We start from the raw sequence: 25,174 nt of genomic DNA, 5'->3' as shown, positions 1-25,174 counted from the left end.
CAGGCGCGACAGGTGGCCCTAGCAGGACATATACGGCGCAGCGGGTGGCCGAATCGTTACATTGGGCAACCTCGATGACCTCCTTGATAACGATCGCGTCGCGCCCTACTCTACATCGACGTAGGTCGATACTGCCGGCTTCGGGAACCCCCGCCGCCCGGCCCCATCCGCACCCGGCGACCCCGGGCCCGCCCCGTCCAAGGAGTCCACCCGATGCGCATCCGCCCCCTGCTCGCCGTCCTCAGCACCGCGCTGGTCGGCGCCCTCGGCGTCACGTCCGCCGCGTCCGCCGCCCCCGCCGGACCGCAACCCATCATCGGCGGCGGCACCGTCTCGTCCGCGCCCTGGGCCGCCGCGGTGCTCAGCAACGGCTCGTTCACCTGCTCCGGCAGCGTCATCGCCGCGCAGTGGGTGCTCACCGCCCGGCACTGCATCAGCGGCACCATGTCGGTGCGCGTCGGAAGCGTGAACCGCACCTCCGGCGGGGTGACCCGCACGGTCAGCGCCACCTACACCCGCAACGACCTCGCGCTCATGCGGCTCTCCAGCACCGTCAGCACCTCCGCGGTGAGCCTGGCCAGCAGCAACCCGCCGATCAACTCGACGAACTCGATCTACGGCTGGGGCATGACCTGCTACAGCGGCTGCTCGGCGTCCACCCAACTGAAGACCGCCACCGTCCGGGTGACCAGCAACAGCGCCACCGACGCGTACGGCGGCCAGGCGATCCGCAGCAGCCGGATCAACGGCAACGCCTGGCGCGGTGACTCCGGCGGCCCGCAGTTCTACAACGGTCAGCAGGTCGGCGTCGCCTCCACCGCCGACGGCTCGAGCATCCAGAACTACGGCAGCGTTGCGTACAACCGGGCCTGGATCACCTCGGTGGCCGGTGTCTGACGGTTAGCGCCCGCTCGGCGCGGATGGTCGGCCACGTGCCGGCCGTCCGCGCCGCGTCGTTTTGCAGCATCCGATCAGGTGAACAATGCACACGATCGGGTCGCGCCACTCCTGACAGCATCGGAAACGTGCTGGTCGTGACGACAGAGCAACTGCCCGGCTACGAGATCCGCCAGATTCTCGGTGAGGTGGTGTCATCGATGGCCAGGACGCGCAACCCGTACCGCGAGGGTGTGAAGAACCTGCGCGGTGGCGCGTACGACCCGATGGCCCCGGACAACCTGACCCGCTGGCGCACCGACTCGGTGGCCCGCCTCGGCGAGGAGGCCCTGCGGCTCGGCGCGAACGCGGTGATCGGCATGCGGTTCGACAGCCGGGACTGTGGCGAGATGTGGATGGAGATCTGCGCGTACGGGACGGCAGTGGTCGCCGTACCCAAGATGCCCGAGGTCATGCCAGCCGACCAGCCGGCTGTCGCAGCGGGAACCGCGGAACCCGCAGGCTTCGCCGAGTCGCTCGGCGGCATCGCCGAACCCGCCAGCGCCCCCAACCTGAGAACCGCCGCCGAAACCCCAACCGGCGAATAGCCCGGCCCCTGACCCCTGCCCCGGCCCCTCTCACCCCGTTGATCATGAAGTTCTTGCCACGACACGCCGGCGCGTAGGGCAATAACTTCATGATCAACGCGGAGAGGTGGGGGGCAGGGGGCGGGAACGGGGGGTTAGAGGATGGGGGGTGGGCTGTAGGTGGCGGCGTAGGGGTGGGCTTCCACCACTGCCGTGATGCGGCGGGTCACCGCTGCCACCTGAGCTTGGGCGGCGCCCACGAAGGCGTTGCGGTCGGCGACCAGGGTGTCGATGTCGGCGCGGGACAGGCCGAGTCGGCCGTCCGCCGCCAGGCGGTCGAAGAGGTCGTTCTCCGGTGAGCCCTTCTCGCGCATCGCCAGGGCCACAGCCACCGCGTGCTCCTTGATCACCTCGTGGGCGACCTCCCGGCCGACGCCCCGCCGGACCGCCGCGACCAGGATCTTCGTGGTGGCCAGGAACGGCAGGAAGCGCTCCAGCTCCCGGTTGATCACTGCCGGGTACGCGCCGAACTCGTCGAGCACTGTGAGGAACGTCTGGAACAGCCCGTCGGCGGCGAAGAACGCGTCCGGCAGTGCCACCCGGCGGACCACCGAGCAGGACACGTCCCCCTCGTTCCACTGGTCACCGGCCAACTCGCCAACCATCGACAGGTAACCCCGGATGATCACGGCGAAGCCGTTGACCCGCTCCGAGGAACGGGTGTTCATCTTGTGCGGCATCGCGCTGGAACCCACCTGGCCCGGCTTGAAGCCCTCGGTCGCCAACTCCTGACCGACCATCAACCGGATCGTGGTGGCCAGCGACGACGGCGCGGCGGCGGTCTGGGCCAGCGCGGCCAGCACGTCGAAGTCGAGCGAGCGCGGGTAGACCTGCCCGACGCTGTCCAGCACCCGGGAGAAGCCCAGGTGCTCGGCGACCCGTCGCTCCAACTCGGCCACCTTGTCGGCGTCGCCGTCGAAGAGGTCGAGCTGGTCGGCGGCCGTGCCGACCGGTCCCTTGATCCCCCGCAGCGGGTAGCGGGCGATCAGCTCCTCCAGCCGCTCGTACGCGATCAGCAGCTCCTCCGCCGCTGACGCGAAGCGCTTGCCCAGCGTGGTGGCCTGCGCCGCCACGTTGTGCGAACGGCCGGTCATGACCAGCTCGGAGTGCTCGTGGGCCAGCCAGGCCAACCGGGCCAGGGTGGCCACCACCCGGTCGCGGATCAGCTCCAGCGAGGCGCGCACCTGGAGCTGCTCGACGTTCTCGGTCAGGTCCCGGGAGGTCATCCCCTTGTGCACGTGCTCGTGCCCGGCGAGCGCGCTGAACTCCTCGATCCGGGCCTTCACGTCGTGCCGGGTGACCCGCTCCCGCTCGGCGATCGAGGCGAGGTCGACCTGGTCGAGCACCCGCTCGTACGCCTCGACCACGCCGTCCGGCACCGGCACGCCCAGGTCGCGCTGAGCGCGGAGAACGGCGAGCCAGAGCCGCCGCTCCATCCGGACCTTCTCCTCCGGGGACCAGAGGGCGACCAGTTCGGGCGAGGCGTACCGGTTGGCCAGCACGTTGGGGATCGTCGTCACGTGCCTCATTCTCTCCTACCCGGCGGCCCGTGCGGCCGGCAGGCCAGGGCGGGTGCCGGTGGGGCCGAGTGGCCGTTTTGTCGCCCGGGGCGGCACAGCTACCAGCCGGTATCGGATCATGGTCTCCATCTGATCTCCGGCGAAGCCGAATCCCATTTCACAAAGGGCTTGCATGCGTAGAAGATCCCTCGCCGGCCTCACCGCGATCGCGGTGACCAGCGGCACCCTCCTGGCCACCGGCGCACCCGCCCAGGCAGACGACCCTGTGATGCTTCTGTACGTCAAGCAGGCCGACCCGAACTGCTCCGACCAGGGGCCCGGCTCCGACGACACGCCGTTCTGCACGATCGGTGCCGCAGCCGCCGTGGTGACCGCCCCCGGGGCGGTTTATATCGAAGGCGGCACCTACGCCGAGCGCGTCACCGTCACCAGCTCCGGCGTACCAGAGGCGCGGATCGCCTTCAGCGCCTGGAACACCCGCACACCGGTGACGCTCGTCGGCCCGAACGCGGGCCTGGTCATCGACGGCCAGCACGACATCCAGATTGAGAACATCAATGTCAGCGGGTCAACCGACGTGCCCGCCCTCGATCTGCGTAACGCCTCGAACATCCTGATCTCGGGCGGCACATTCACGATGGCGAACGTCGCGACCGCGCCCGCCATCCGACTCGCCAATGTGCGGGTGGCGGCGCTGGAACAACTCATCGCCAGCGGGACGGCGCTTGCCGGCGGCCTGGCCATGGATGCGGCCACCAGCGAGGTGCTCGTCGAGGACTCACTGGTGTCGACCGACCCGAAACACGTCGCAGCCGATGGCGGCGTGGGCATTCGAGTCGACGGGCCACAGAACACGATCATCGACGGCGACGTCGCCGGCTTCTCCGAAGCTGCCATCTCGGTGGGCCCTGCCGCCGCCGGGACGGTGATCGCCAACAACCGGATCAAGGGCGGGATCGGATACGGCATCCACAACCGCGGCGCCGTGGGCACTGCCATCGCCAACAACGAGATCCAGGACCGCTGCCTGGGCGGCATCCGGGTCGACGGCGCATCGTCGCAGGTCTCGGTGCAGAACAGCGTGCTCCGCAACAACGCCGCCTTCAACCAGGGCTACTGCGACCCGCAGGCTCCCGAGGGAGCCGAGATCGGGGTCTACGACGCCGCGCTGAGCGGCACCGTGATCGATTACAACAACACCTGGCACCAGTCCGCGTCCGCGACCGGCTACTCGTGGAACGGAACCAGGATGGGCCTCGCCCAGTTCCGCACCGTCTCCGGGCAGGCCGCACACGACCGGTACACGTCGGATGTCCGGGAGAATGTCGACTCGGCGAACTCGACGGCGCCCGGCTACCAGGATCTCGACACCGAGGGCAAGCCACGCCGGGACGATCCGGCTGTGGCGAACACCGGCGCCGGCCCGATCGCGTACGCCGACCGTGGCGCTGCCGAATCCATCAAACACCCGGTGTCCTCCTTCGACGCCACAGTGGACCTCGCCACGAGCACGGTCAGGGTGGACGCCTCCGCCTCGACGCCGGGCTTCGTCCCGATCCGTGATTACGACGTCAGCTGGGGCGACGGAATCTCCACCCGCCACTCCAGTCCGATCGCCACGCACAAGTACGCCACGCCGGGCACCTACAACGTCACCGTCAGCCCCATCGGAACCGACGGCCTGAGCGGCAGCAGCACCGAGCAGGTCAGCGTGTTGCGGCGGACCGCGTCCGTGGGCCTGCTCGCGATGTCGAACCGTCGCTACGTGGGTACGTCCGCGCCGGTTCTGCTGCCGAACCAGGCCGGGCTTACCGCCGCCGCGCAGTACGACCTGGCAGACGCCGGCAACGGCCAGGTGGCCCTCGTCGCGCGGGCCAACGGCCGCTACGTCACCCAGTCGGCCAACGAGTCCCTGAACGCCGCGGGCCAGGTGGTCGGCACCACCGAGAAGTTCACAGTCGTCCGCAACAGCGACGGCACCGTCAGCCTCAAGGCGAGCAACAACCTGTACGTCACCGCCGACGCCAGCGGCACCGTCTCGATGAGCGCCAGCCGGTCCACCATCGGTGCCTCGGAGAAGTTCGCCCAGGTCCCGGTCGCCGACGCGAACAGGTCGTTGAAGGCCAGCGTGAACGGTCGTTTCGTGATAGCCGACGGTGCCGGTGTGAAGCCGCTGATCGCGAGCGCGGCGACCGCCGGTAGCTGGGAGCGGTTCGACTTCGCCGACCTCGGCAACGGCCAGGTTGCTCTCTTCGCCCGCGCCAACAGCCGTTTCGTGTCCGCCGACGGCGCAGGCGCCAAGCCGCTGATCGCGAACGGCCCGGCCGTCAGCACCTGGGAGCGGTTCACCCTGGTCCGCAACAGCGACGGCACTGTCAGCTTCAAGGCCGGCATCAACAACAAGTACGTCAGCGCCGACGGCGCGGGCAGCAAGCCACTGATCGCCAACGGCCCGGTCGTCAGCACCTGGGAGAAGTTCACCCTCGGCTGAGCCGCCTCACCACCTCGACGCCCGCCAGACCCTCGGGTCCGGCGGGCGTCGTCGTGCGGGGGCCCAGTCAGCGCAGCTCGTAGACCGTGACGCTGCCAGAGACGAGGCGTACCTGAGCCAGCCCGGCCAACGCGGGCGACACCTCGCCGGCCCGGGTGTCGGCGAACAGCCACCGGACCCGGTGGTCGGCGCGCAGACGGTCCAGGTCGGCCGTGGTGGGTGCCCGGAACACCCTCTCGTTCAGCGCGAACCGGGCCGGGTCCGGCGGATCCTGCCGTACGTATCCGAGACCCCGCCGTCCGTTGGCGGCCAGGGCGGCATCGGTGTAACCCCAGCTCTCCACCACCGTCCGGTGCCCACCCAGCCCCGTCACCCAGTAGGCGCGGGCGTCGCAGTGCGCGGTGGTCGGCACCGGACGGCAGTGCACGTTGGTGGCCACCACGTCGTCGTCCGCCGCGTGCTCGTCCAGCCACAGCGCGGCCCGCATCTCCGCCGCTGTCACAGTGGACGGCTGCGCGACAGACGCGGGCAGCCCCGGTGCGACCTGGACGTACCGGACGGCACCGTCGACGCCCCGGGCGACGCTCGCGCCCAGCAGCGCCGCCGTGACGCCGGCCAGCGCCACCGCCACGGTCCGCCGCCGCCCGCCGCCGTCCCGGCGAATCAGCAGCGCACGGACTCCGATCGCGACGAGCGCGGCCAGCAGGAGAAGTACCGCGAGCCGCAGGTACGACCGGCCGAGAACGCCCATCCAACCGGCCATGGTCGCGGTCGGCCGGGGCATCATGGGCACAAGAAGGTACGACGCCACGCCGAGCACCGCGGCGGACACCGCCACCGGCCAGGACGGCCGGACGAGGGTGAGCAGCCACACGGTCAGCACGGCGCCGAACGGGAGCACGTCCAGCCAGAAGTAGACCTGGCTCAGCGACGGATGATGCAGGGTCCAGATGCCGCCCGCGCCGGCGAGCACCGCGCCCGACAGCAGCCAGGGTGCCGGGTCGGCACGGCGAGGCCCGGCGAGGACCAGCATGCCGATCAGCCGGGGCAACTGCACCAGCAGCCACCAGCCGAGCAGGACGAATGTCAGCAGCCAACCGGACGCCCCCGCCCTGCTCAGGCCGAACGGCAGCAGGCCGCCGCCGCGTACCCCGTCGCCCGCGCCGATGGTCTCCCGGTACTGCGGCATCGCGTGCAGGAACGCGAACGCCTGTGGGGCGAGGGTGCCCGCTCCGCCGCCGGCGAAAAGGAGATAGCCGACGCCCATCGGCACCACGAGGCAGAGCAGGGTCGCGAGCGCCGGCCAGGGCACCCGCCGGCGCTGCTGCCACCAGGTGGCGGCGACGGCCACGGCGACGCCGGCGATCAGCGGCGGCAGCGCGCTGGACTTTGCGCCGGCGCAGGCCAGCCCGAGTGCCGGCAGCAACGCCCAGGCCACGCCCAGCGGTCGTCCGCGTACGGCGTCGACGCAGATGCCGGCGAGCAGCACCAGCAGTGGCAGGACGTACGTCTGTGACGGGCTGGAGAAGGAGAATGCGAAGGCGCCGTCCGCGATCGCCGAGTTGACGGCCACCGGCATGCCGAGGCCAGCCGCCGCGCCCGCCACCGGGCCCGCCCACCAGCGGCCGGTCAGGCCGCGGGCCAGGCCGGCGGTGACCAGCACGCTGACCACGGCGACCGGCGCCAGCCACAGCCGCAGCAGGACCGTCGCGGGTGGAATACCGGTGATCATGCTGCCGGCGGCCATGTGCGCGTCGGACAGGTAGTGGTAGCGCAGCGGCTCGCCGGCCAGCTGCGGCAGTTGGAAGGGCAGGTCCCGGGTCAGCTCCTGGACCAGCGACAGGTGGTAGAGCAGATCCTGGTAGTAGCTGTGGTTCACCGGCGGGAGCGGCACCAGACGCCACTGCGCGACGGCCCACAGCAGCACGAGTAGCAGCACAGCGACGACGGACCAGTGCCAGGCGAGAGGGAGCGGCCGGCGGGCCCCGACCCGCCAGTGGCGACGTAGCCGGGGAACGGCCAGGAAGGCGAGCACGAGGGGCACCGGCCACCATCGCAGCAGGTGCTGCTGACCGGTGGCCGCGGCGGCGACCCAGACGCCGAGTTCGAGGAGCAGGCCGGTGGCCGCACCGAAGCCCAGGTCCTCCGGCAGGTTGCCGCGGCCACCGCGTACCGCCCGGTGCACCAGGGTGCCGGGTAACACCAGGGCCAACGACCAGTACGCCACGTAGCGGAGCACGTCGACGGCGGGAACGCCGGTGTACGACCAGGCGGCCGGCATCGCGGCGAGGAGCACCGCCCAGGGCAGGGCCGCGACCACGGCGGACCGGAGTGACCGGGCGGATCGTCGGTCCGGGTGCGGCGCGGGCGCCGAGGCGGGTCGGTCCACCAACCCGAGCGAGTCAGCCACCGGCGCTACCCACCGGCGCGGCGGGAAACGGGGAGGTCAGCTCGGTGTCCGCCGAGTCGGCCCCGACGTGGTACGTCGGTCGACCCTGCACTGTCGCGTAGATCCGCCCGACGTACTCGCCCAGTAGGCCGAGACAGACCAGTTGCACGCCACCGAGGAGCAGGACCGCCACGAAGGTCGACGTCCAGCCCGGGATGGTCAGACCGCGCAGGTACGCCACGACGCCGAAGCCGATGAGGCCGAGGCAGGCCAGGAAGCTGATCGCTCCCAGCCAGGTGGCGAGACGCAGCGGCGCTGCGGAGAAGTTGGCGATGCTGTCCCAGGCGAGCGCGATCATCCGGGGCAGTGGATATTTCGTCTCGCCCGCCGCCCGAACCTCCCGGGAGTAGCGCACCTCCGCACTGGCGAAGCCGAGCGCGGGTATCAGCAGCCGGTAGACCGGGGTGCGTTCGGGCAGCTGACGCAGGGTCTCGATCACGTCCCGGCTGACCAGCCGGAAGTCACCGGCCTGGGCGGGCACCTCGGCGCCGACGAGCCGGCGCATCAGTTGGTAGTAGAGCTGCGCGGTGCGCCGTTTGAACATGGTGTCCGAGCTGCGGTCGGCGCGTACGCCGTACACCACATCGACGCCTTGCTCACGGGCGACCCGCAGCATCTCGGCCACCGTCTCCGGCGGGTCCTGCAGGTCGGCGTCCAGACTGACCACCCACTGCCCACGGGCGCGGTACAGCCCGGCGGTCAACGCCGCCTGGTGTCCACTGTTGCGGCGCAACTGGAGCAGGCGTAGTTGCGGCCAGCTCCGCGCATGGGTGAAGAGCACCGAGACGGTGTCGTCCCGGCTGCCGTCGTCGACGGCCACCACCTCGTACTCGACGCTGAGCGCGTCGAGCACCGGACGCAGCCGGGCGATCAGGGCCGGGATGACCGCGGCCTCGTTGTACATCGGAATGACGACAGACAGCACCAACACTTACCGGCCCCGTTCCGGACGCAGGTGTCATCGAACGCACCTCGTTCGGGGGTGCGGACGGTCACCGTTACCCGACAACCTCACGGGCTTTCAGCCACCCGTTGAACAGGACGTGAACGTCTATCTGCCGGCCGCTTCGATTCGCCGGAACCAGGACGGTCACGAGACGGGTGGCCGTTTTGTCACCCAGGTCAGCGCCTCACTTGTCGATCATGCAGAATCGCCTTATCTGACCTCCGGCGTCGCCGGATCCTCCTCCTTTTCGAGGCCAGCATGCGCAAATCCTTCTTCGCCGGTCTCGCGACCGCAGTATTTACCAGTGGCACCCTGGTGGGCGCCGCGCTGCCCGCCCAGGCGGCCGCTCCGACGACGCTCTACGTCCGGCAGAATGCCGCCACCGGCTGCTCGGACCAGTTCCCGGGCACCTTGGAGCAGCCGTTCTGCACCATCGGAGCCGCAGCGGCGATCGTCACCGGCGGGCAGACCGTCGACATCGGCGGCGGCAACTACCCGGAGCGCGTCACGATCGGCACGTCCGGCACGCCTGAGCAGCCGGTAACCTTCCTCACCACCTCCAGTTCCGCGGCGACCCTGACCGGCGCGACGGCGGGCTTCGTGATCGACGGCCAGCACGACGTGGTGCTCCAGAACCTCCGCGTCGTCGGGTCGGGCGACGTGCCGGCCCTGGACGCGCGCAACTCCTCGGGCCTCACCATCCGGGGCGGCACCTACGGCCTGAACATGCCCGCGACGTCACCGGTGATCCGGTTCGCCGGCGTGACCAGCTCGAGCCTGTCGAAGATCACCGTCAGTGGGTTGACCGCCAGCGCCGGCATCACCATGGACGCCGCCAGCAGTGACGTGGCCATCCAGGACACGAGCGTGCAGGGCTATGCCAACTACATCCTCTCCGACAACACGATCGGCGTCCGGATCGACGGGCCGCGCAACTCGTACATCGGTGGCAGCATCGCCGGCTTCACCAACGCGGCGATCGCGCTCGGGCCCACCGCGGCCGGCACCGTGGTGGCCAACAACGTGATTTCCGGGGGCGCCGGCCACGGCGTGCACAACAACGGGGCCACCGGCACGGCCATCGCCAACAACACCATCAATAACCGCTGCCAGGACGGCATCCGCGTCGACGGAGCCTCGTCCGGCGTCTCCGTACAGAACAACGTGCTCGCTCTGAACGGTTACTTCGATCTGGCTTACTGCTACAGCAAGGTGCTGGACGGGGTCGAGATCGGCGTCTACGGCGGTGCCGTCGGAAAGACGGTGGTCGACTACAACAACGCGGACCACTACAACAAGGACTCACCGGAGATCTACGCCTGGAACACCCGAATGTCGCTGGCCGCGTTCCGGGCCGCCTCCGGCCAGGCCGCCCACGACCGCGAGACGGGGCAGGCCCGGGACAACATCGACTCGGCGAACTCGGCCGCCCCCGGTTACCCGACCCTCGCCCGCGGCGGCGCGCCGCGCATCGACGACCCGGGCGTGCCGAACACCGGCGCCGGCCCGGTCACGTACGCCGACCGGGGCACCACCGAAGCCATCCGCAGCCCGGAGGTGCGGGTCGACGTCGCCATGAATCTCCAGGCGCGCTCGGTGACTGTGGACGCGTCCGCCTCCCTCCCCGGCCTCAACCCGATCGAGTCCTACCGGTTCACATTCGGCGACGGCAGCACCGTCACCCAGACGAGCCCGATCGCCTCGCACACCTACGCGAACCCGGGCGGCTACCAGATCGGCGTCACTGTCACTGGCACCGACGGTCGGTCGGGGACTTACAGCAGGCGGATCAGCATGCTCCGGCCGACCGGGACCGTTGGTCTGCGGGCCCTGTCGAACCGCCGCTACGTGAGTTACGAGACCGGCTTCGGGCTTCGACCGAACCAGGCCGAACCGACTACGATCGCGCAGTTCGACCTGGCAGACGCCGGCAACGGCAAGGTCGCCCTCTTCTCCCGGACGGCCGGGCGCTACGTCGCCATCTCCGAGTTCGACCTCGCCACGTTGACAGCGGACAGCGTGCTCGTGGACGTACACGAGATGTTCAAGCTGGTGCGAAACAGCGACGGCACCATCAGCCTCCAGGCCCCCATCACCAGCAAGTACGTGTCCGCCGACGTCAACAGCGCCGTTCCGCTGAGCGCCAGCCAGTCCACCATCGGCACCTGGGAGAAGTTCCTCCAGGTCGTCGTACCGGACGCGAACCGGTCCCTGAAGGCGCAGGTCAACGGTCGCTTCGTCAGCGCCGACGGCGCTGGCGCCAAGCCGCTGATCGCGAGCGCGCCGACCGCCAGCACCTGGGAGCGGTTCGACGTGGTGGATCTCGGCAACGGGCAGGTCGGCCTCCTCGCCCGTGTCAACAACCGTTACGTGTCCGCCGACGGCGCTGGCGCCAAGCCGCTGATCGCGGGCGCGGCGACCGCCAGCACCTGGGAGCGGTTCACAATGGTCCGCAGCAGCGACGGCACTGTCAGCTTCAAGGCCGCCGTCAACAACAAGTACGTGAGCGCGGACGGCGCGGGCAGCAAGCCACTGATCGCCAGCGGCCCGGTCGTCAGCTCCTGGGAGAGGTTCACCCTCGGCTGAGCCCTACCGCACTGTCGACGCCCGCCGGAACCCTCAAGTCCGGCGGGCGTCGCCTTGCACACACTGGCGGAGTGGCCGTTTTGTCACTGCGGTCAGCGCCTCAATCGGCCGGTGATGCATGATCACCTTTATCTGACTCCCGGCGACCGCCGGCTCCTCCTCATCCCCGAGGCAAAGCATGGGCAAATCCCTCCTTTCCGGTCTCGCGACCGTCGTGCTGACCGGTGGTGCCCTGGTGGGCACCATCGTGCCGGCCCAGGCGGGCGCTCCGACGACGCTCTACGTCCGGCAGAACCCCGCCACCGGCTGCTCCGACCAGTTCCCGGGCACGTTGACGCAGCCGTTCTGCACCATCGGTGCCGCGGCTGCGGTGGTCACGGCCGGCCAGTCGGTGGACGTCGGCAGCGGCAACTACCGGGAACGCGTCACGATCCCCACGTCCGGCACGCCCGAGCAACCGGTCACCTTCTTCGCCAGTGGCGTGGCAACTCTGATCGGCGCGACCGCCGGCTTCGTGATCGACGGCCAGCACGATGTCGTACTCAAGAATCTGCGCACCATTGGGTCGACAAGCGTGCTGCCCGGCCTCGACCTGCGCAACTCCTCGCGGATCACCATCCAGGGCGGCAACTTCGCGATGGACACCTCCTCGACCGCGCCCGCCGTCCGGTTGGCCGGTGTCACCAGGTCGACATTGAAGCAGATCAACGCCAGCGGGCCGACCCTGAACGCTGGAATCATCATCGACGCCGCGAGCAGCGACGTGCTGGTCAGATCCGTGAACGTATTGAGCAGCGCCGGGTACCGGACACCCTCCGACGGCGTCGGCGTTCGGGTCGACGGGCCGAGAGTCAGCATCCTCGACAGCAAGGTCAGCGGTTTCACCGCAGCGGCAGTCGCCATCGGGGTGGGCGCGGTCGACACTGTGGTGGCCAACAACCAGATCGACGGTGGCCCCGGCCACGGCGTGCACAACAACGGTGCCGCCAACACGGCGATCACCAACAACACGATCCGCAACCGCTGCCGCGACGGGATCCGGGTCGACGGAACTTCGCCCGGCGTCTCCGTGCAGAACAACGTTCTCACCACGAACGGCTTCTTCAGCCAGGGCTACTGCGACCCGGCCTTTCTCGACGGTGTCGAGATCGGGGTCTACGGCGGGGCCGTCGGAAAGACCAAGGTCGACTACAACAACGCCCACCACTACTACAGCGACTCCCCGCAGATTTACGCCTTGAACACCCGGATGAGCCTCGCCGGTTTCCGGGCCGCGTCCGGGCAGGCCGCACACGACCGGGAGACGGGACAACCACGAGACGACATCGACTCGGCGAACTCCGCGGCCCCCGGGTTCCCGGCACTCGACCGCATCGGCACCCCGCGCATGGACGACCCGGCCGTGGCGAACACCGGTGCCGGCCCGACCACCTACGCCGACCGTGGCGCGGTGGAGACCATCAGGCCGCCGGCAGCGTCGTTCGGCGTCAGCATCGATCTCGGAGCGCTCTCGGTGAAGCTGGACGCCTCCGCGTCGAAGCCAGGCTTCCATCCGATCAAGTCCTACCGGTTCGAGTTCGGTGACGGGTCCGGGGTCACCCAGAGCACGCCGGTGGCCTCGCACACGTACGCCAAACCGGGCACCTACAGCCTCAGCGTCGAGGTGACCGGAACCGACGGTCGGACGAACACCAGCACCCAGCGGGTCAGCGTCCTGCGACGGACCGCGACGGTGGGTCTCCTCGCTCTCGCCAACCGCCGCTACGTCGACGGGTACGGCACGCCTACCGGTCTCGTGCCGAGCAGGCCCGAGTTCGGCCTCGCCACGCAGTTCGACCTCACCGACGCAGGCGGTGGCCAGGTCGCACTCTTCTCTTACGTCACGGGGCGGTACGTCAGCCGGACCTACAGCGGCGGCCCGGACTCGCTGCACGCCATGAGCCAGGTCGTGGACGCTCCGGAGCGGTTCAACATCAACCGGAACAGCGACGGCAGCGTCAGCCTCAAGGCCGACAACGGCCTGTACGTCACCGCCGATCCCAGCGGCGCCGTGCCGCTGGCCGCCACCCGACCGACGATCGGCACCTGGGAGAAGTTCCACCAGGTCAAGGCCACCGACGCCAACCGGACGTTGAAGGCGCGGGTCAACGGCCGCTACGTCAGCGCCGACGGCGCGGGCAGCAAGCCACTGATCGCCAACGGCCCGGCGGTCAGCCTCTGGGAGCGGTTCGACGTGGTGGATCTCGGCAACGGGCAGGTCACCCTCTTCGCCCACATCAACAGCCGCTTCGTGTCCGCCGACGGCGCAGGCGCCAAGCCGCTGATCGCGGGCGCGGCGACCGCCAGCACCTGGGAGCGGTTCACAATGGTCCGCAGCAGCGACGGCACAGTCAGCTTCAAGGCCGCTGTCAACAGCAAGTACGTCAGCGCCGACGGCGCAGGATCCAAGCCGCTGATCGCCAACGGCCCAACCATCAGCACCTGGGAGAAGTTCACCCTCGGCTGAGCCCCACCGCACGATCGACGCCCGCCGGGACCCTCGGGTCCGGCGGGCGTCGCCGTGCACGCTCCGCTCAGCGCTCCAGGATGGCGGTCACGCCCTGACCACCGGCGGCGCAGATGGAGATCAGCCCACGCCCGCTGCCCCGCTCGGCCAGCAGCTTGGCCAGGGTCGCCACGATCCGGCCGCCGGTGGCGGCGAACGGGTGCCCGGCGGCCAGCGACGAACCGTTGACGTTGAGCCGGTCAGTGTCGATCGCGCCCAGCGGGGCGTCCAGGCCGAGCCGGTCCTTGGCGAACTCCGGCGACTCCCAGGCGGCGAGGGTGGCCAGCACCTGCGACGCGAACGCCTCGTGAATTTCGTAGTAGTCGAAGTCCTGCAACGTCAGCCCGGCACGGGCCAGCATCCGGGGCACCGCGTACGCGGGTGCCATCAGCAACCCCTCGTCGCCGTGCACGAAGTCCACCGCCGCCGTCTCCGACCAGCTGAACCAGGCGAGCACGGGCAGGTGGTGCGCCGCCGCCCACTCCTCGCTGGCCAGCAGCACAGTGGACGCGCCGTCGGTGAGGGGTGACGAGTTGCCGGCAGTCATGGTGGCGTGCTCGGCGTCCGGGCCACGGGTGCCGAAGACCGGTTTCAGCGAGGCGAGCTTCTCCAGGCTGCTGTCCGGGCGCAGGTTCGCATCCCGGGTGAGCCCCAGGTACGGCGTCATCAGGTCGTCGAAGAAGCCCCTGTCGTACGCGGCGGCGAGGCGCTGGTGTGAGCGCAGCGCCAACTCGTCCTGGGAGCGCCGGTCGATCTGCCAGCGCACTGCGGTCCGGGCGGCGTGGTCGCCCATGGACAGCCCGGTACGCGGCTCGGCGTTGCGCGGGATCTCCGGCTTGAACGGCTGGGACGGGCGAAGCTTCGCCGCGATCTTGAGCCGTTCGCCCAGCGTACGGGCCGAGTTGAGCTTGAGCAGCGTGCGGCGCATCTCCTCGTTGACGGCGAGCGGGGCGTCGGAGGTGGTGTCGACACCGCCGGCGATGCCCGCGTCGAGCTGACCGAGGGCGATCTTGTTGGCGACCAGGATGGTCGCCTCCAGGCCGGTGCCGCAGGCCTGCTGGATGTCGTAGGCCGGGGTGTGGGGGTCGAGTCGGGAGCCGAGGACCACCTCACGGGTGAGGTTGAAGTCGCGGGAGTGCTTGAGCACCGCCCCGGTGACCACCTCGCCGATGCGCTGCCCGGCCAGCCCGTAGCGGGCGATCAGGCCGTCGAGCGCCGCGCCGAGCAGGTCCGCGTTCGACGCGTCCGCGTAGCGGGAATTGGAGCGGGCGAAGGGGATGCGGTTGCCCCCGATGACCGCGACCCGCCGGATGCTCTGCACGATCCGCCTCCTCGACATGTGTTGCTCAAACCCTACTCGCCAGTAGGCTACGCCCATGACCGACAGGTACGCGAGCTTCGTCCAATCGGCCGCCGGCCGCGCGCTGGTCAAGCGCCTCGGGCTGCCCGACCCGCCCCGACTGCGCCGGCACCACCCCGGCGACCCGCTGCTGGCCGGCCCGGCCCTGCTCGGCGCGGCCACCGGCGGCCGGCTCGCCGAGCCGGTTGCCAAGATCCTCACCAGCGCCGGGGTCGAGCTGGCCGACCCTGCCGGGGCCAACCCGCAGCGGTACGGGGCACTGCTCTTCGACGCCACCGGGCTCATCGACTCGACCGACCTGCGCCAGCTCTACGACTTCTTTCACCCGCAGGCCCGGGCCGTGCTGCCCAGCGGTCGGGTGATCGTGCTGGGCACCTCGCCACAGGAGTGCCCGACACCCCGCGAGGCGACCGCCCAACGCGCCCTCGAAGGGCTGGTCCGCAGCATCGGCAAGGAGTTCGGCCGGGGTACCACCGCGCAACTCGTCTACGTGAGCGGTGACGCGTCGGACGACCCGGTCCACTCGGCTGGCACCATCACGAGCCTCGAGTCGACTCTCCGGTTCCTGCTGTCCGGCCGGTCCGCGTACGTGTCGGGGCAGGTCATCCGGGTCGGCCCCGGCGCGGCGAGCGGCCCCGCCGACTGGGACCGCCCGCTGGACGGGCAGGTCGTGCTGGTCACCGGCGCCGCACGGGGCATCGGCGCAGCGCTGGCGAGGGTGCTCTCCCGCGACGGCGCGAAGGTGGTGGCCCTGGACATCCCGGCCGCCGGTGACGCGCTCGCCGCGGTGGCGAACGACATCGGTGGCACCGCCGTCCAACTCGACCTGACCGCGCCGGACGCGCCGACCCGACTCGCCGAGCACCTGGCCAGCCGGCACGGCCGGGTCGACGTGGTGGTGCACAACGCCGGGATCACCCGGGACAAGACGCTCGGCAGGATGGACGCCGACCGGTGGGACCAGGTGATCGACGTCAACCTCTCCAGCCAGGAGCGGATCAACGACGTACTGCTGGCGCGGGAGCTGATCCCGGCCGGCGGGCGGATCATCTCGGTCTCGTCGATCGCTGGGATCGCCGGCAACCGGGGGCAGACGAACTACGCCACCAGCAAGGCCGGCGTGATCGGGCTGGTCGACTCACTCGCGCCGGCCCTGCGGCAGCACGGGATCAGCGTCAACGCGGTGGCCCCCGGCTTCATCGAGACCCGGCTGACCGCGCGCATCCCGCTGGTGGTCCGCGAGGCGGGGCGGCGGATGAACAGCCTGGCCCAGGGCGGGTTGCCGGTGGACGTGGCCGAGACGATCGGCTGGCTGGCCTGGCCAGCCAGCGGCGCGGTCAGCGGAAACGTGGTCCGGGTCTGCGGCCAGAGCCTGCTGGGGGCGTGATGGGCGCGGGGCCGGAGAGGGGCGGCCGCAGCCTGGTCGAGCTGCCCAGGATGCCGGCGGTCGGGGCGCTGCACCGACGGGCGTTGCTCGGCGCGCTACCGGGCCTCGGGGGTGGGCGGCGCGGGCCCGACCTGCCGGCTGTCGAGTTGACAGTGGGCGGGGTGAGCGTCGACCGGGCGCGGCTGGCCGACTACGACCGGGTCTGCGGGTTCCGGCTCACCGATCGGCTGCCCGCGACGTTTCCCCACGTCATGGGCTTTCCACTGGCAGTGCGCCTGATGACCGCGCCGGACTTCCCCCTCCCGCTGATCGGCCTGGTGCACGTCGACAACCGGATCACCACGCACCGCCCGATCACCGCCGACGAGACCCTCGACTTCACCACGTACGCGGAGAACCTGCGCCCCCACGACCGGGGGCGGCAGGTGGACATGGTGCTGGTCGGCTCCGTCGACGGGACCGAGGTGTGGCGCGGCGTCTCGACGTACCTCGGTCGGGAGCGCAAGCCGGGCGGACGTGAGCCCGGCGAGCGGCCTGCCGCGCCGACGGCCACCGCCCGCTGGCGGGTGGAACCGCGCGTCGGTACGGAGTACGCACGGGTCTCCGGCGACCACAACCCGATCCACACCTCCCGACTCGGTGCGCGGCTGTTCGGCTTCCGCCGGCCGATCGTGCACGGCATGTGGAGCAAGGCGCGCTGCCTGGCCGCGCTGGAGGCCCGGCTGCCGGACGTGTACACCGTCGAGGTCGCCTTCAAGCTGCCCGTGCCGCTGCCGAGCACCGTGAGCTTCGCGCTCCTGCCGGATGGCGGGTTCGCCCTGCACGACTCCCGGGGCCGACCCCACCTGACGGGCTTCGTGCGCTGAGCGCACAGCACCGCACCGCGCGCTGAGCGCACCGCACCGTCTCGTGCGCTGAGTTGGTCCTGCCCTTGGCAGGCGCGCACTTCTGCGCTAAGTTGTTCTCACAGCGAGATGTTCTCAGAGTGAGAGAGACGCGATGAACGAGCAGGAGTTCCTGGCCGCGTACGACCCCCGGGCCTATCCGTCGGTCGCGGTGACAGTCGACGTGGTGGCGCTGACCATCCGCGACGGCGCACTGCACCTGCTGCTGATCCGGCGGGGCGAGGCACCCTTCGCGGGGCACTGGGCGCTGCCCGGAGGCTTCGTCCTCCCCGACGAGGACCTGACCGCTGGCGCCCGACGGGAGCTGGCCGAGGAGACCGGGCTCGGCGGCGAGGCGCTGCGCCGCGTACACCTGGAGCAGTTGGGCAGCTACGGCGCTCCCGACCGTGACCCGCGCATGCGGGTCGTCTCGATCGCCCACCTCGCGTTCGCCCCCGACCTGCCGGACCCGGCCGCCGGCAGCGACGCCGACGATGCGATCTGGCTCCCGGTGACCGCGTTGACCAGCCGACAGCTCGCCTTCGACCACGGCCGGATCATCGACGACGCGTTGGAACGGGCCCGCTCCAAGCTGGAGTACACCCCGCTCGCCACCCGCTTCCTCGCCGCCGAGTTCACGATCAGCGAACTGCGCGCCGTCTACGAGACGGTCTGGGGGCACCCGCTGCACGCCGGCAACTTCCACCGCAAGGTGCTCTCCGTGCCGGGCTTCGTGGAGAGCACCGGTGCCAGCACCGAGCGCGGCGGTGCCCGCGGCGGCCCGCGCGCCCGGCTCTACCGGGCCGGCGACGCCCACCTGCTGCACCCGGCGCTGCTGCGCCCCGCGCGCGAGGAGACGGTGCGGTGAGGGCCACGGAGGCCATCCGCCTGGTCGCGGCCGCCCGCACCGACGCGGACCTGTTCGGCGCCGACCAGCCGGCCCACCGCTACCGCGAGCTGGTAGCGGCCCTGCACCCCGACCGCCTGCCGACCAACCCGGCGGTACGCGCCGAAGCCCTCGACGCGTTCATCCACGTCACCACCCGGTGGCAGGCACGGCAGACCACAGTCCTCGGCGACTACCGGCTCGGCGCGCCGGCCCACTCGGGTGACCTGGCCGACCTCTACGACGTCGGCGACGACCGGCTGCTGAAGCTCCCCCGACGGCCCACCGACAACGACCTGATGGCCCGCGAGGCGCACGCCCTGCGCACCATCGCCGAGCGCGGCGACCCGCGCTACCTGCCGTACGTGCCCCGGCTGGTCGACGAGTTCAGGCACCGCGACGCCAGCACCGGAGCGGAACGGCGGATCAACGTGCTCGCCACCGCACCCGGCCTGCACGACCTTGAGGAGGTGCGGCGCGCGTACCCCGACGGGCTGGACGCCCGGGATGTCGCCTGGATGTGGCGGCGTCTGCTGGTGGTGCTCGGCCTGGCCCACCGGGCGGGCGTGGTGCACGGCGCGGTAGTGCCCCGACACGTGCTGATCGAGCCGGACGCCCACGGCGTGGTGCTGATCGACTGGTGTTTCTCCGCTGCCGTCGGGAGCACGATCCCGGCGGTCGTACCCGGCCACGGCTGGGACCCGGAGGAAGTCATCAAGAAGCAGCGGTGCGGCCCGGGCACCGACATCGCGATGGCCAGCCACTGCATGAGCTGGCTGATGGGGCCGCGCGCACCCCGCGAGCTGCACACCTTCGCGCAGGGCTGCCGGCAGCGGTCCCTGGACGCCCGGCCCGACGACGCCTGGCGCCTGCTGCGCGAGCTCGACCAGGTGCTGGACCGGCTCTACGGGCCACGCACCTTCCGACCCTTCACCCTCACCCCCTAAGGAGCTGTCATGGGCAGTGGAATCTGGTCCACCGACGTGTACGACGCCGCCGACCGCTACCGCCGGTCCACCGGAAGGAGCGCCTTCTCCTACAGCGACAGCGGGGCGCGCACTGTGCACCCCGCGCTCGGCCCCAGGGACGCGACCCGCGAGAGCCGCGACTCCGCCGAGCACCCCCGGTCGACCCCCGTCGCGGTGCTCTTCGACGTGACCGGCTCGATGCGCACGGTGCCACGGGTCCTGCAGACCAAGCTGCCGCAACTGCTCGGGCTGCTGCAACGGCAGGGCTACGCCAGCGACCCGCAGATCATGTTCGGTGCCATCGGCGACGCCACCTGCGACCGGGTGCCGTTGCAGGTGGGCCAGTTCGAGTCGGACAACCGGATGGACGACGACCTCGGCCGGATCGTCCTCGAAGGCGGTGGCGGCGGACAGATGAGCGAGTCGTACGAACTGGCCATGTACTTCATGGCCCGGCACACCGTCACCGACAACTGGGAGAAGCGCGGCCGACGCGGCTACCTGTTCATCATCGGCGACGAGCTGGCGTACCAGCGGGTGAAGGCCCGGGAGGTGGCCGGCCTGATCGGGGACGACCTCTCCGAGGACGTGCCGCTGCGGCAGGTGGTCGACGAGGTGACCCGCCGCTGGGACACCTACTACCTACTCCCCGCCGGCAGCCACTACGCCGGCAACGCGAAGGTGCTCGACTTCTGGCGGGACCTGTTCGGGCAGAACGCCGTGGTGCTCGACGACCTCGACGCGGTCTGCGAGACCATCGCGCTCACCATCGGCCTCGGCGAACAGGCCATCAACCTGGACGAGGGCCTACGCGACCTGGACCGTGCCGGCTCCGGCGCCACCGGGACCGTGTCGAAGGCGCTGGCCCGCCTCGGCCGGGGACGGCGGGCCGAGGTGTCGACGCTGCCGACGTTCACCGACACGGCCAGCGGGGTGACCCGGCTGTGAACCACGTGGCGGTGGTCGACCTCGGCTACGGCGACGCCGGCAAGGGCACCGTCGTGGACTGGCTCTGCGCCACCCGTCCCGTGCACACCGTGGTCCGCTTCAACGGGGGCGCGCAGGCGGCACACAACGTCGTGCTGCGCGACGGGCGGCACCACACGTTCGCACAGTTCGGCGCCGGCACCTTCCACCCCGGGGTGCGTACGCACCTGTCCCGGCACGTGGTGGTGGACCCGCTGGCGTTGGCCGCCGAGGCCGACCACCTCGCCACTGTCGGGGTGCCCGACGCGCTCGACCGGCTGACAGTCGACGGGGACGCGCTGCTCGCCACCCCGTACCACCGGGCCGCCAACCGGGCCCGCGAGATCGCCCGGGGAGCCGACCGGCACGGCTCCTGCGGGCTGGGGGTGGGCGAGGCCGTCGCGTACGGTCTCGCCCACCCCGACGACGCGCCCCGGGTTGCCGACTGCCACAGCCCGGCACTGCTGCGCCGCAGGCTGACCATCCTGCGGGACCGGCTGACCGCCGAGCTGGGCCCGCTGGACGCGCCACCGGTCGAGGACTGCCTGCCCGCGTACACCGGGTTCGCCGACCGGGTCGCCATCGTCGACGGCAGTTGGCTCGCCGAGGCGCTGCGCACCGGGGCCTGCGTCTTCGAGGGTGCGCAGGGGGTGTTGCTCGACGAGTGGCACGGCTTCCACCCGTACACGACGTGGAGCACCACCACGTTCGCCAACGTCGACAGCCTCCTCGCCGAGGCGGGCCGGCCCGGCGACGTGACCCGGATCGGGGTGCTCCGGGTGGTCACCACCCGGCACGGGCACGGTCCGTTGGTGACCGAGGACCCGAGCCTGCCGTTCACCGACCGGCACAACGCCACGAACCCGTGGCAGGGCCGGTTCCGGTTCGGCCACTTCGACGCGGTCGCCCACCGGTACGCCCTCGCCGCGGCCGGCGGCGTCGACGGCCTGGCAGTGACCCACCTCGACCTGGCCGGCCCCGACCTGCGGATCTGCCGCCGCTACGACACCACCGACCGGCTCACCCCGGGCCCGCCCGGTGACCTGGACCGGCAGGCCGCGCTCACCGCCCGCCTGCTGCGCTCCCGCCCGGTGTACGACGAACCGCCGACGGACTGGGCACAGGCGGTGAGCACAGAGTTGGACGTACCTGTGGTGCTGACCTCGCAAGGCCCCACCGCCGACGACAAGACCTCACACGGCCCGCTGCTCACCCCGCCAGCCCTGATCCACTCAGCCTGACCCACCCCACCGGGCCCCACCCCGCCGCAACCCGTCGATCTTGCACTTTCGGTTGTTGTTCTGCGGCTTTTGCAGGGATTGGTGCGGACCCAAAGTGCAAGATCGGCGCGGGGAGAGGTGGGGTTATCCCGCGGCTTCGGCCACCGGGCGGGTCGCACCCGGCGAGCATGGGGGCATGGATTCCGCGCTCGACCTGCTCCGACAGCTGGTCACCTCACCGTGGGTGTACCTGCTGATCTTCGGGCTCACGGCGGTCGACGCGTTCTTCCCGGCCGTACCCGGCGAGGCGGCCGTCATCACCGCCGCCGTGCTCTCCACCAGCGGAAATCCCAAGCTGGCGGCGGTTGTCGCCGCCGCTGCGGTGGGCGCCTGCGCCGGTGACCACGTCTCGTACGCCATCGGGCGCGGTGGCGGCGCGAGACGCCTCGCCGGGTTTCCCGACGGCAGCCGCCGACGAGCCAGCTCGGAGTGGGCCCGGCGCGCGCTGAACCGGCGCGGCGGGCTGATCCTGACCACCTCCCGGTATCTGCCGGGCGGGCGGACCGCCGTCACCCTCACCATGGGCGCGGTGCGCTATCCCCGCCGGTCGTTCCTGCTGTACGACGCGATAGCGGCGGTCACCTGGGCCCTGTACTGCGGGCTGCTCGGCTACTTCGGTGGGCTGGCCTTCGAACGGCACCCCGTCAAGGGTGTCCTCGCCGGGATCGGCCTGTCGGTGATCGTCACGCTGGGCATCGAGGGCGTCCGTTGGCTGCGCCACCGGGCCCGCCGCCGCGCCGCCGCCACCACCGACCGGGCCGGCTCGACCTGACATTCGTCACAGCAGGTCGGCGTCGTACACCAGGATGGCCAACTGCACCCGGTTGCCCGCGTGGAGTTTCGCCAGCGCCCGGCTGACGTGTGCCTTGACGGTGGCCTCGCTCATCGTCAGCCGCCGGGCGATCTCCGCGTTGCCGTGCCCGCGCGCCACCTCCCGGACGATCGCCAGCTCCCGCCCGGTCAGCGGTGCGAGCCGCTCACGGGCCGCGTCCCGGCGGGCCGGACCACGCTCGGCGAACGAGCTGATCAGACGCCGGGTCACGGTCGGGGCGAGCATCGCGTTGCCGGCGGCCACCGTCCGAACGGCGGCGGCCAACTCGCGGGGCGGGGTGTCCTTGAGCAGGAAGCCGACAGCGCCGGCCCGCAGCGCCCGGTGCACGTACTCGTCGAGGTCGAAGGTGGTCAACATGATCACCTTCGGGCCGACGGCGACCACCGCGGGCGCGACGGTCAGCCCGTCGACGCCCGGCATCCGCACGTCGAGCAGTACCACGTCGGGGCGTAACCGCTGGGCCTGATCCAGCGCGCCGGCGCCGTCAGCCGCCTCACCGACGACAGTGATGTCCTCCGCCGCCTCAAGGATCAGCCGCAGCCCGGCCCGAACAAGCTGCTCGTCGTCGACCACCACCACCCGGATCACGCCGCACCCGCCAGCGGGATCAGGGCCCGGACCAGGAAGCCGCCGTCCACGGGAGCTGCCTCCAACCGGCCGCCGAGCAGCTCCACCCGCTCACGCAGCCCGAGCAGACCCTGCCCGGCACCCGGCAGCCCCGACCCGCCCTCGGACGGGCCGTTGCGGATCAGCACCTCCAGCCCGTCGGGCAGGTAGCGCAGGCAGACAGTCGTCTCGGCGTCGGCCGCGTGCTTACGCACGTTGGTCAACGCCTCGCGGACCACCCGGTACGCGGTACGGCCCAGCGTCGCCGGAAGTGCCGTCGGCACACCTTCGTCCTGCCGGGACACCCGCAGACCGGCGGCGCGGGACTCCCCGATCAACTCGTCCAACGTGTCGAGCCCCCGCTCCGGCGTCACGGCCGGGTCGGCCTGGCGCAGCACACCCAGCACCTCGCGCAGGTCGGTGAGCGCCTGCCGGCCGGTGGTCCGGATCAGCGCGGCGGCCTCGACGGTCGCCGGGTCGACGGCTGTCACCTCCAGCGCCCCGGCATGCACCACCATCAACGAGACCCGGTGTGCCACCACGTCGTGCATCTCCCGGGCGATCCGGGTCCGTTCCTCGGCCCGGATCCGGTCGGCGCGGGCCTCCTGCTCGCGTTCCAGCCGCTCGGCCCGGTCCCGCAGAGCGGCGAGCGTGTCCTGACGGGCCCGCACCCAGAGACCGAAGACCAACGGAAGCCCCACCAGGCAGGCGGCGAGGAGCAGCACGTTGCCGGTGCTGGCGGTGGTGATCCGGCGTACGCCACCCACTGCCAGCCCGACCAGCACCCCGCCGGTCAGCACCACTGCCACACCGGCGAGGTAGCCGGCGAGTTGGCGACCGCGCAACCGCAGACCCGCCTGGTACGAGGCCAGCACCCCGGCCGCCGCCGCGGCGAGCACCAACCAGCCGACCGCCGCGGCCAGGAACAACGGCCAGCGGCGGGACCGGATCGTGGCGGCGGCCCACGCCGAGCCCAGTGCGATCAGCAGCACGACAGCGCTCGGCAGCGGCGAGCGGACCCCGATGTCACCGGTCGCGCTGGCCCACACGGCCACGGCGACCAGGACGGCGAGCAGCAGCGGGGCGTACCGATGGACGACCCGCCGGGGGGCGACGGCGCTGGAGGCCACGCAGCGAGCCTAGAGCGCAGCCGACGGATCGGGTCGCCCCGCAACGCCGTACCCGGGTGAGGTGGGGGATGACCCCTATACGCAGTCCGGGCCGGCCGCTACCTAAGTAGTGCCGCCCACCTGACCACTGGCCGATGTCGGGAGCCGCCGCCCCGACCAGCATCAGGATCATGGATCTGCTCGACCTGCTGCACGACACGATGTCCTCGCCCTGGGTGTACCTGGCGATCTTCGCGATCGCGGTGCTCGACGGCTTCTTCCCGGTGGTACCGAGCGAGACGGCGGTGATCACCGCAGGGGTGTTCGCGGCCTCCGGTGCGCCGTACCTTCCTGCGGTGATCCTGGTGGCCGCGAGCGGGGCGCTGATCGGCGATCACATCTCGTACGCCATCGGTCGGGGCGGTGGCACCCGCCTACTCGACCGGCTGCCAGCCGAGGGCCGGCGCAGGGCCGCCATCGAGTGGGCCCGTCGAGGGATCGCCACCCGGGGCGGCCTCATCCTCACCGTGGCCCGTTATGTGCCGGGCGGCCGGACGGCGGTCACCCTCACCATGGGCGCTGTGCGCTATCCCCGACGGCGGTTCCTGGCCTTCGACGCCCTCGCCGCCGGCTCGTGGGGTCTCTACTCCGGGCTGGTGGGCTACCTCGGCGGAATGGCCTTCGAGCAGGACCCGCTGCGCGGTCTCCTGCTTGGTCTGAGCCTCGCCCTGGGCGTGACCACCATCGTCGAGGTGGTTCGCTGGCTGGGCCGGCGTCGCCGATCCGCGGGGTCGGCGTCGGCGACCGAACCTGTGCGCCGGGTGCCGGTGCGCTGA

General features: G+C 71.2%; 19 protein-coding genes. 13 read left to right on the top strand and 6 right to left on the bottom strand.

From position 1 onward, the window contains the following. Positions 1–213: 213 nt before the first annotated feature. Both MED01_RS34845 and MED01_RS34840 read left to right on the top strand, forming a co-directional pair. Positions 214–897, top strand: a complete 684-nt coding sequence (locus MED01_RS34845; protein WP_238672764.1) for a S1 family peptidase — start codon at positions 214–216, stop codon at positions 895–897. 23 nt (positions 898–920) lie between these two features. Continuing rightward, a complete protein-coding gene (locus tag MED01_RS34840) occupies positions 921–1,484 on the top strand; it encodes a YbjQ family protein (RefSeq protein ID WP_238672763.1) in 564 nt (187 codons plus the stop codon). Between the two features lie 134 nt (positions 1,485–1,618). Here the strand turns inward: MED01_RS34840 and purB are convergent, their stop codons facing one another. Beyond that, positions 1,619–3,043, bottom strand: coding sequence for an adenylosuccinate lyase (purB, locus tag MED01_RS34835; protein WP_238672762.1), 1,425 nt, complete (start codon positions 3,041–3,043; stop codon positions 1,619–1,621). Between the two features lie 172 nt (positions 3,044–3,215). On the opposite strand from purB, the gene MED01_RS34830 reads away from it, so the two are divergent. Then, positions 3,216–5,534, top strand: coding sequence for a right-handed parallel beta-helix repeat-containing protein (locus MED01_RS34830; protein WP_238672761.1), 2,319 nt, complete (start codon positions 3,216–3,218; stop codon positions 5,532–5,534). A gap of 67 nt (positions 5,535–5,601) precedes the next feature. On the opposite strand, the gene MED01_RS34825 is transcribed toward MED01_RS34830, so the two are convergent. Together MED01_RS34825 and MED01_RS34820 are read right to left on the bottom strand one after the other, a co-directional pair. Then, positions 5,602–7,944, bottom strand: a complete 2,343-nt coding sequence (locus MED01_RS34825) for a hypothetical protein (protein WP_238672760.1) — start codon at positions 7,942–7,944, stop codon at positions 5,602–5,604. Further along, positions 7,937–8,908, bottom strand: a complete 972-nt coding sequence (locus tag MED01_RS34820; protein WP_308193595.1) for a glycosyltransferase family 2 protein — start codon at positions 8,906–8,908, stop codon at positions 7,937–7,939. The genes MED01_RS34825 and MED01_RS34820 overlap by 8 nt, the downstream gene beginning before the upstream one ends. A gap of 279 nt (positions 8,909–9,187) precedes the next feature. Here MED01_RS34820 and MED01_RS34815 point away from each other — a divergent pair, with 279 nt between their 5' ends. After that, the gene (locus MED01_RS34815; protein WP_238672758.1) at positions 9,188–11,515 is read left to right on the top strand and encodes a PKD domain-containing protein; all 2,328 of its coding nucleotides are present in this window, start codon (positions 9,188–9,190) and stop codon (positions 11,513–11,515) included. Between the two features lie 178 nt (positions 11,516–11,693). Continuing rightward, complete coding sequence (locus tag MED01_RS34810) at positions 11,694–14,021, top strand: PKD domain-containing protein (protein WP_238672757.1); 2,328 nt, start codon at positions 11,694–11,696, stop codon at positions 14,019–14,021. 67 nt (positions 14,022–14,088) lie between these two features. On the opposite strand, the gene MED01_RS34805 is transcribed toward MED01_RS34810, so the two are convergent. Then, positions 14,089–15,381: an acetyl-CoA C-acetyltransferase gene (locus MED01_RS34805; protein ID WP_238672756.1), complete on the bottom strand. Its 1,293-nt coding sequence runs from the start codon at positions 15,379–15,381 to the stop codon at positions 14,089–14,091. A gap of 55 nt (positions 15,382–15,436) precedes the next feature. On the opposite strand from MED01_RS34805, the gene MED01_RS34800 reads away from it, so the two are divergent. The 7 genes from MED01_RS34800 to MED01_RS34770 all read left to right on the top strand — a co-directional run bounded on the left by MED01_RS34800 (position 15,437) and on the right by MED01_RS34770 (position 22,563). Further along, positions 15,437–16,807 carry a 3-oxoacyl-ACP reductase gene (locus MED01_RS34800; RefSeq protein WP_238672755.1) on the top strand — a complete coding sequence of 457 codons (1,371 nt, stop codon included), beginning with the start codon at positions 15,437–15,439 and terminating at the stop codon, positions 16,805–16,807. After that, positions 16,807–17,673, top strand: coding sequence for a MaoC/PaaZ C-terminal domain-containing protein (locus MED01_RS34795; RefSeq protein WP_238672754.1), 867 nt, complete (start codon positions 16,807–16,809; stop codon positions 17,671–17,673). Before MED01_RS34800 ends, MED01_RS34795 begins: the two co-directional genes overlap by 1 nt. 133 nt (positions 17,674–17,806) lie before the next feature. Continuing rightward, a complete protein-coding gene (locus tag MED01_RS34790; RefSeq protein WP_238672753.1) occupies positions 17,807–18,559 on the top strand; it encodes an NUDIX hydrolase in 753 nt (250 codons plus the stop codon). Then, entirely contained in the window at positions 18,556–19,524 is a 969-nt protein-coding gene (locus MED01_RS34785) for a protein kinase family protein (protein WP_238672752.1), read from the top strand. The genes MED01_RS34790 and MED01_RS34785 overlap by 4 nt, the downstream gene beginning before the upstream one ends. Before the next feature lie 9 nt (positions 19,525–19,533). After that, positions 19,534–20,493, top strand: coding sequence for a hypothetical protein (locus tag MED01_RS34780; RefSeq protein ID WP_238672751.1), 960 nt, complete (start codon positions 19,534–19,536; stop codon positions 20,491–20,493). Then, complete coding sequence (locus MED01_RS34775) at positions 20,490–21,752, top strand: adenylosuccinate synthetase (RefSeq protein WP_238672750.1); 1,263 nt, start codon at positions 20,490–20,492, stop codon at positions 21,750–21,752. The genes MED01_RS34780 and MED01_RS34775 overlap by 4 nt, the downstream gene beginning before the upstream one ends. A 175-nt stretch (positions 21,753–21,927) precedes the next feature. Continuing rightward, entirely contained in the window at positions 21,928–22,563 is a 636-nt protein-coding gene (locus MED01_RS34770) for a DedA family protein (protein WP_238672749.1), read from the top strand. Positions 22,564–22,569: 6 nt separating this feature from the next. Here MED01_RS34770 and MED01_RS34765 read toward each other — a convergent pair whose 3' ends face one another. Continuing rightward, positions 22,570–23,211 (bottom strand): response regulator, encoded by a 642-nt coding sequence (locus MED01_RS34765; protein ID WP_238672748.1) that lies wholly within the window; start codon positions 23,209–23,211, stop codon positions 22,570–22,572. Continuing rightward, positions 23,208–24,359, bottom strand: a complete 1,152-nt coding sequence (locus tag MED01_RS36265) for a sensor histidine kinase (RefSeq protein ID WP_238672747.1) — start codon at positions 24,357–24,359, stop codon at positions 23,208–23,210. Before MED01_RS36265 ends, MED01_RS34765 begins: the two co-directional genes overlap by 4 nt. Positions 24,360–24,529: 170 nt before the next feature. On the opposite strand from MED01_RS36265, the gene MED01_RS34755 reads away from it, so the two are divergent. Continuing rightward, positions 24,530–25,174 (top strand): DedA family protein, encoded by a 645-nt coding sequence (locus MED01_RS34755; protein WP_274526718.1) that lies wholly within the window; start codon positions 24,530–24,532, stop codon positions 25,172–25,174.

Source organism: Micromonospora alfalfae, assembly GCF_022230925.1.
Taxonomy (GTDB): Bacteria; Actinomycetota; Actinomycetes; order Mycobacteriales; family Micromonosporaceae; genus Micromonospora; species Micromonospora alfalfae.
Note: the sequence above shows the minus strand (reverse complement) of the source record. Positions and strands in the feature narration are given on the sequence as shown.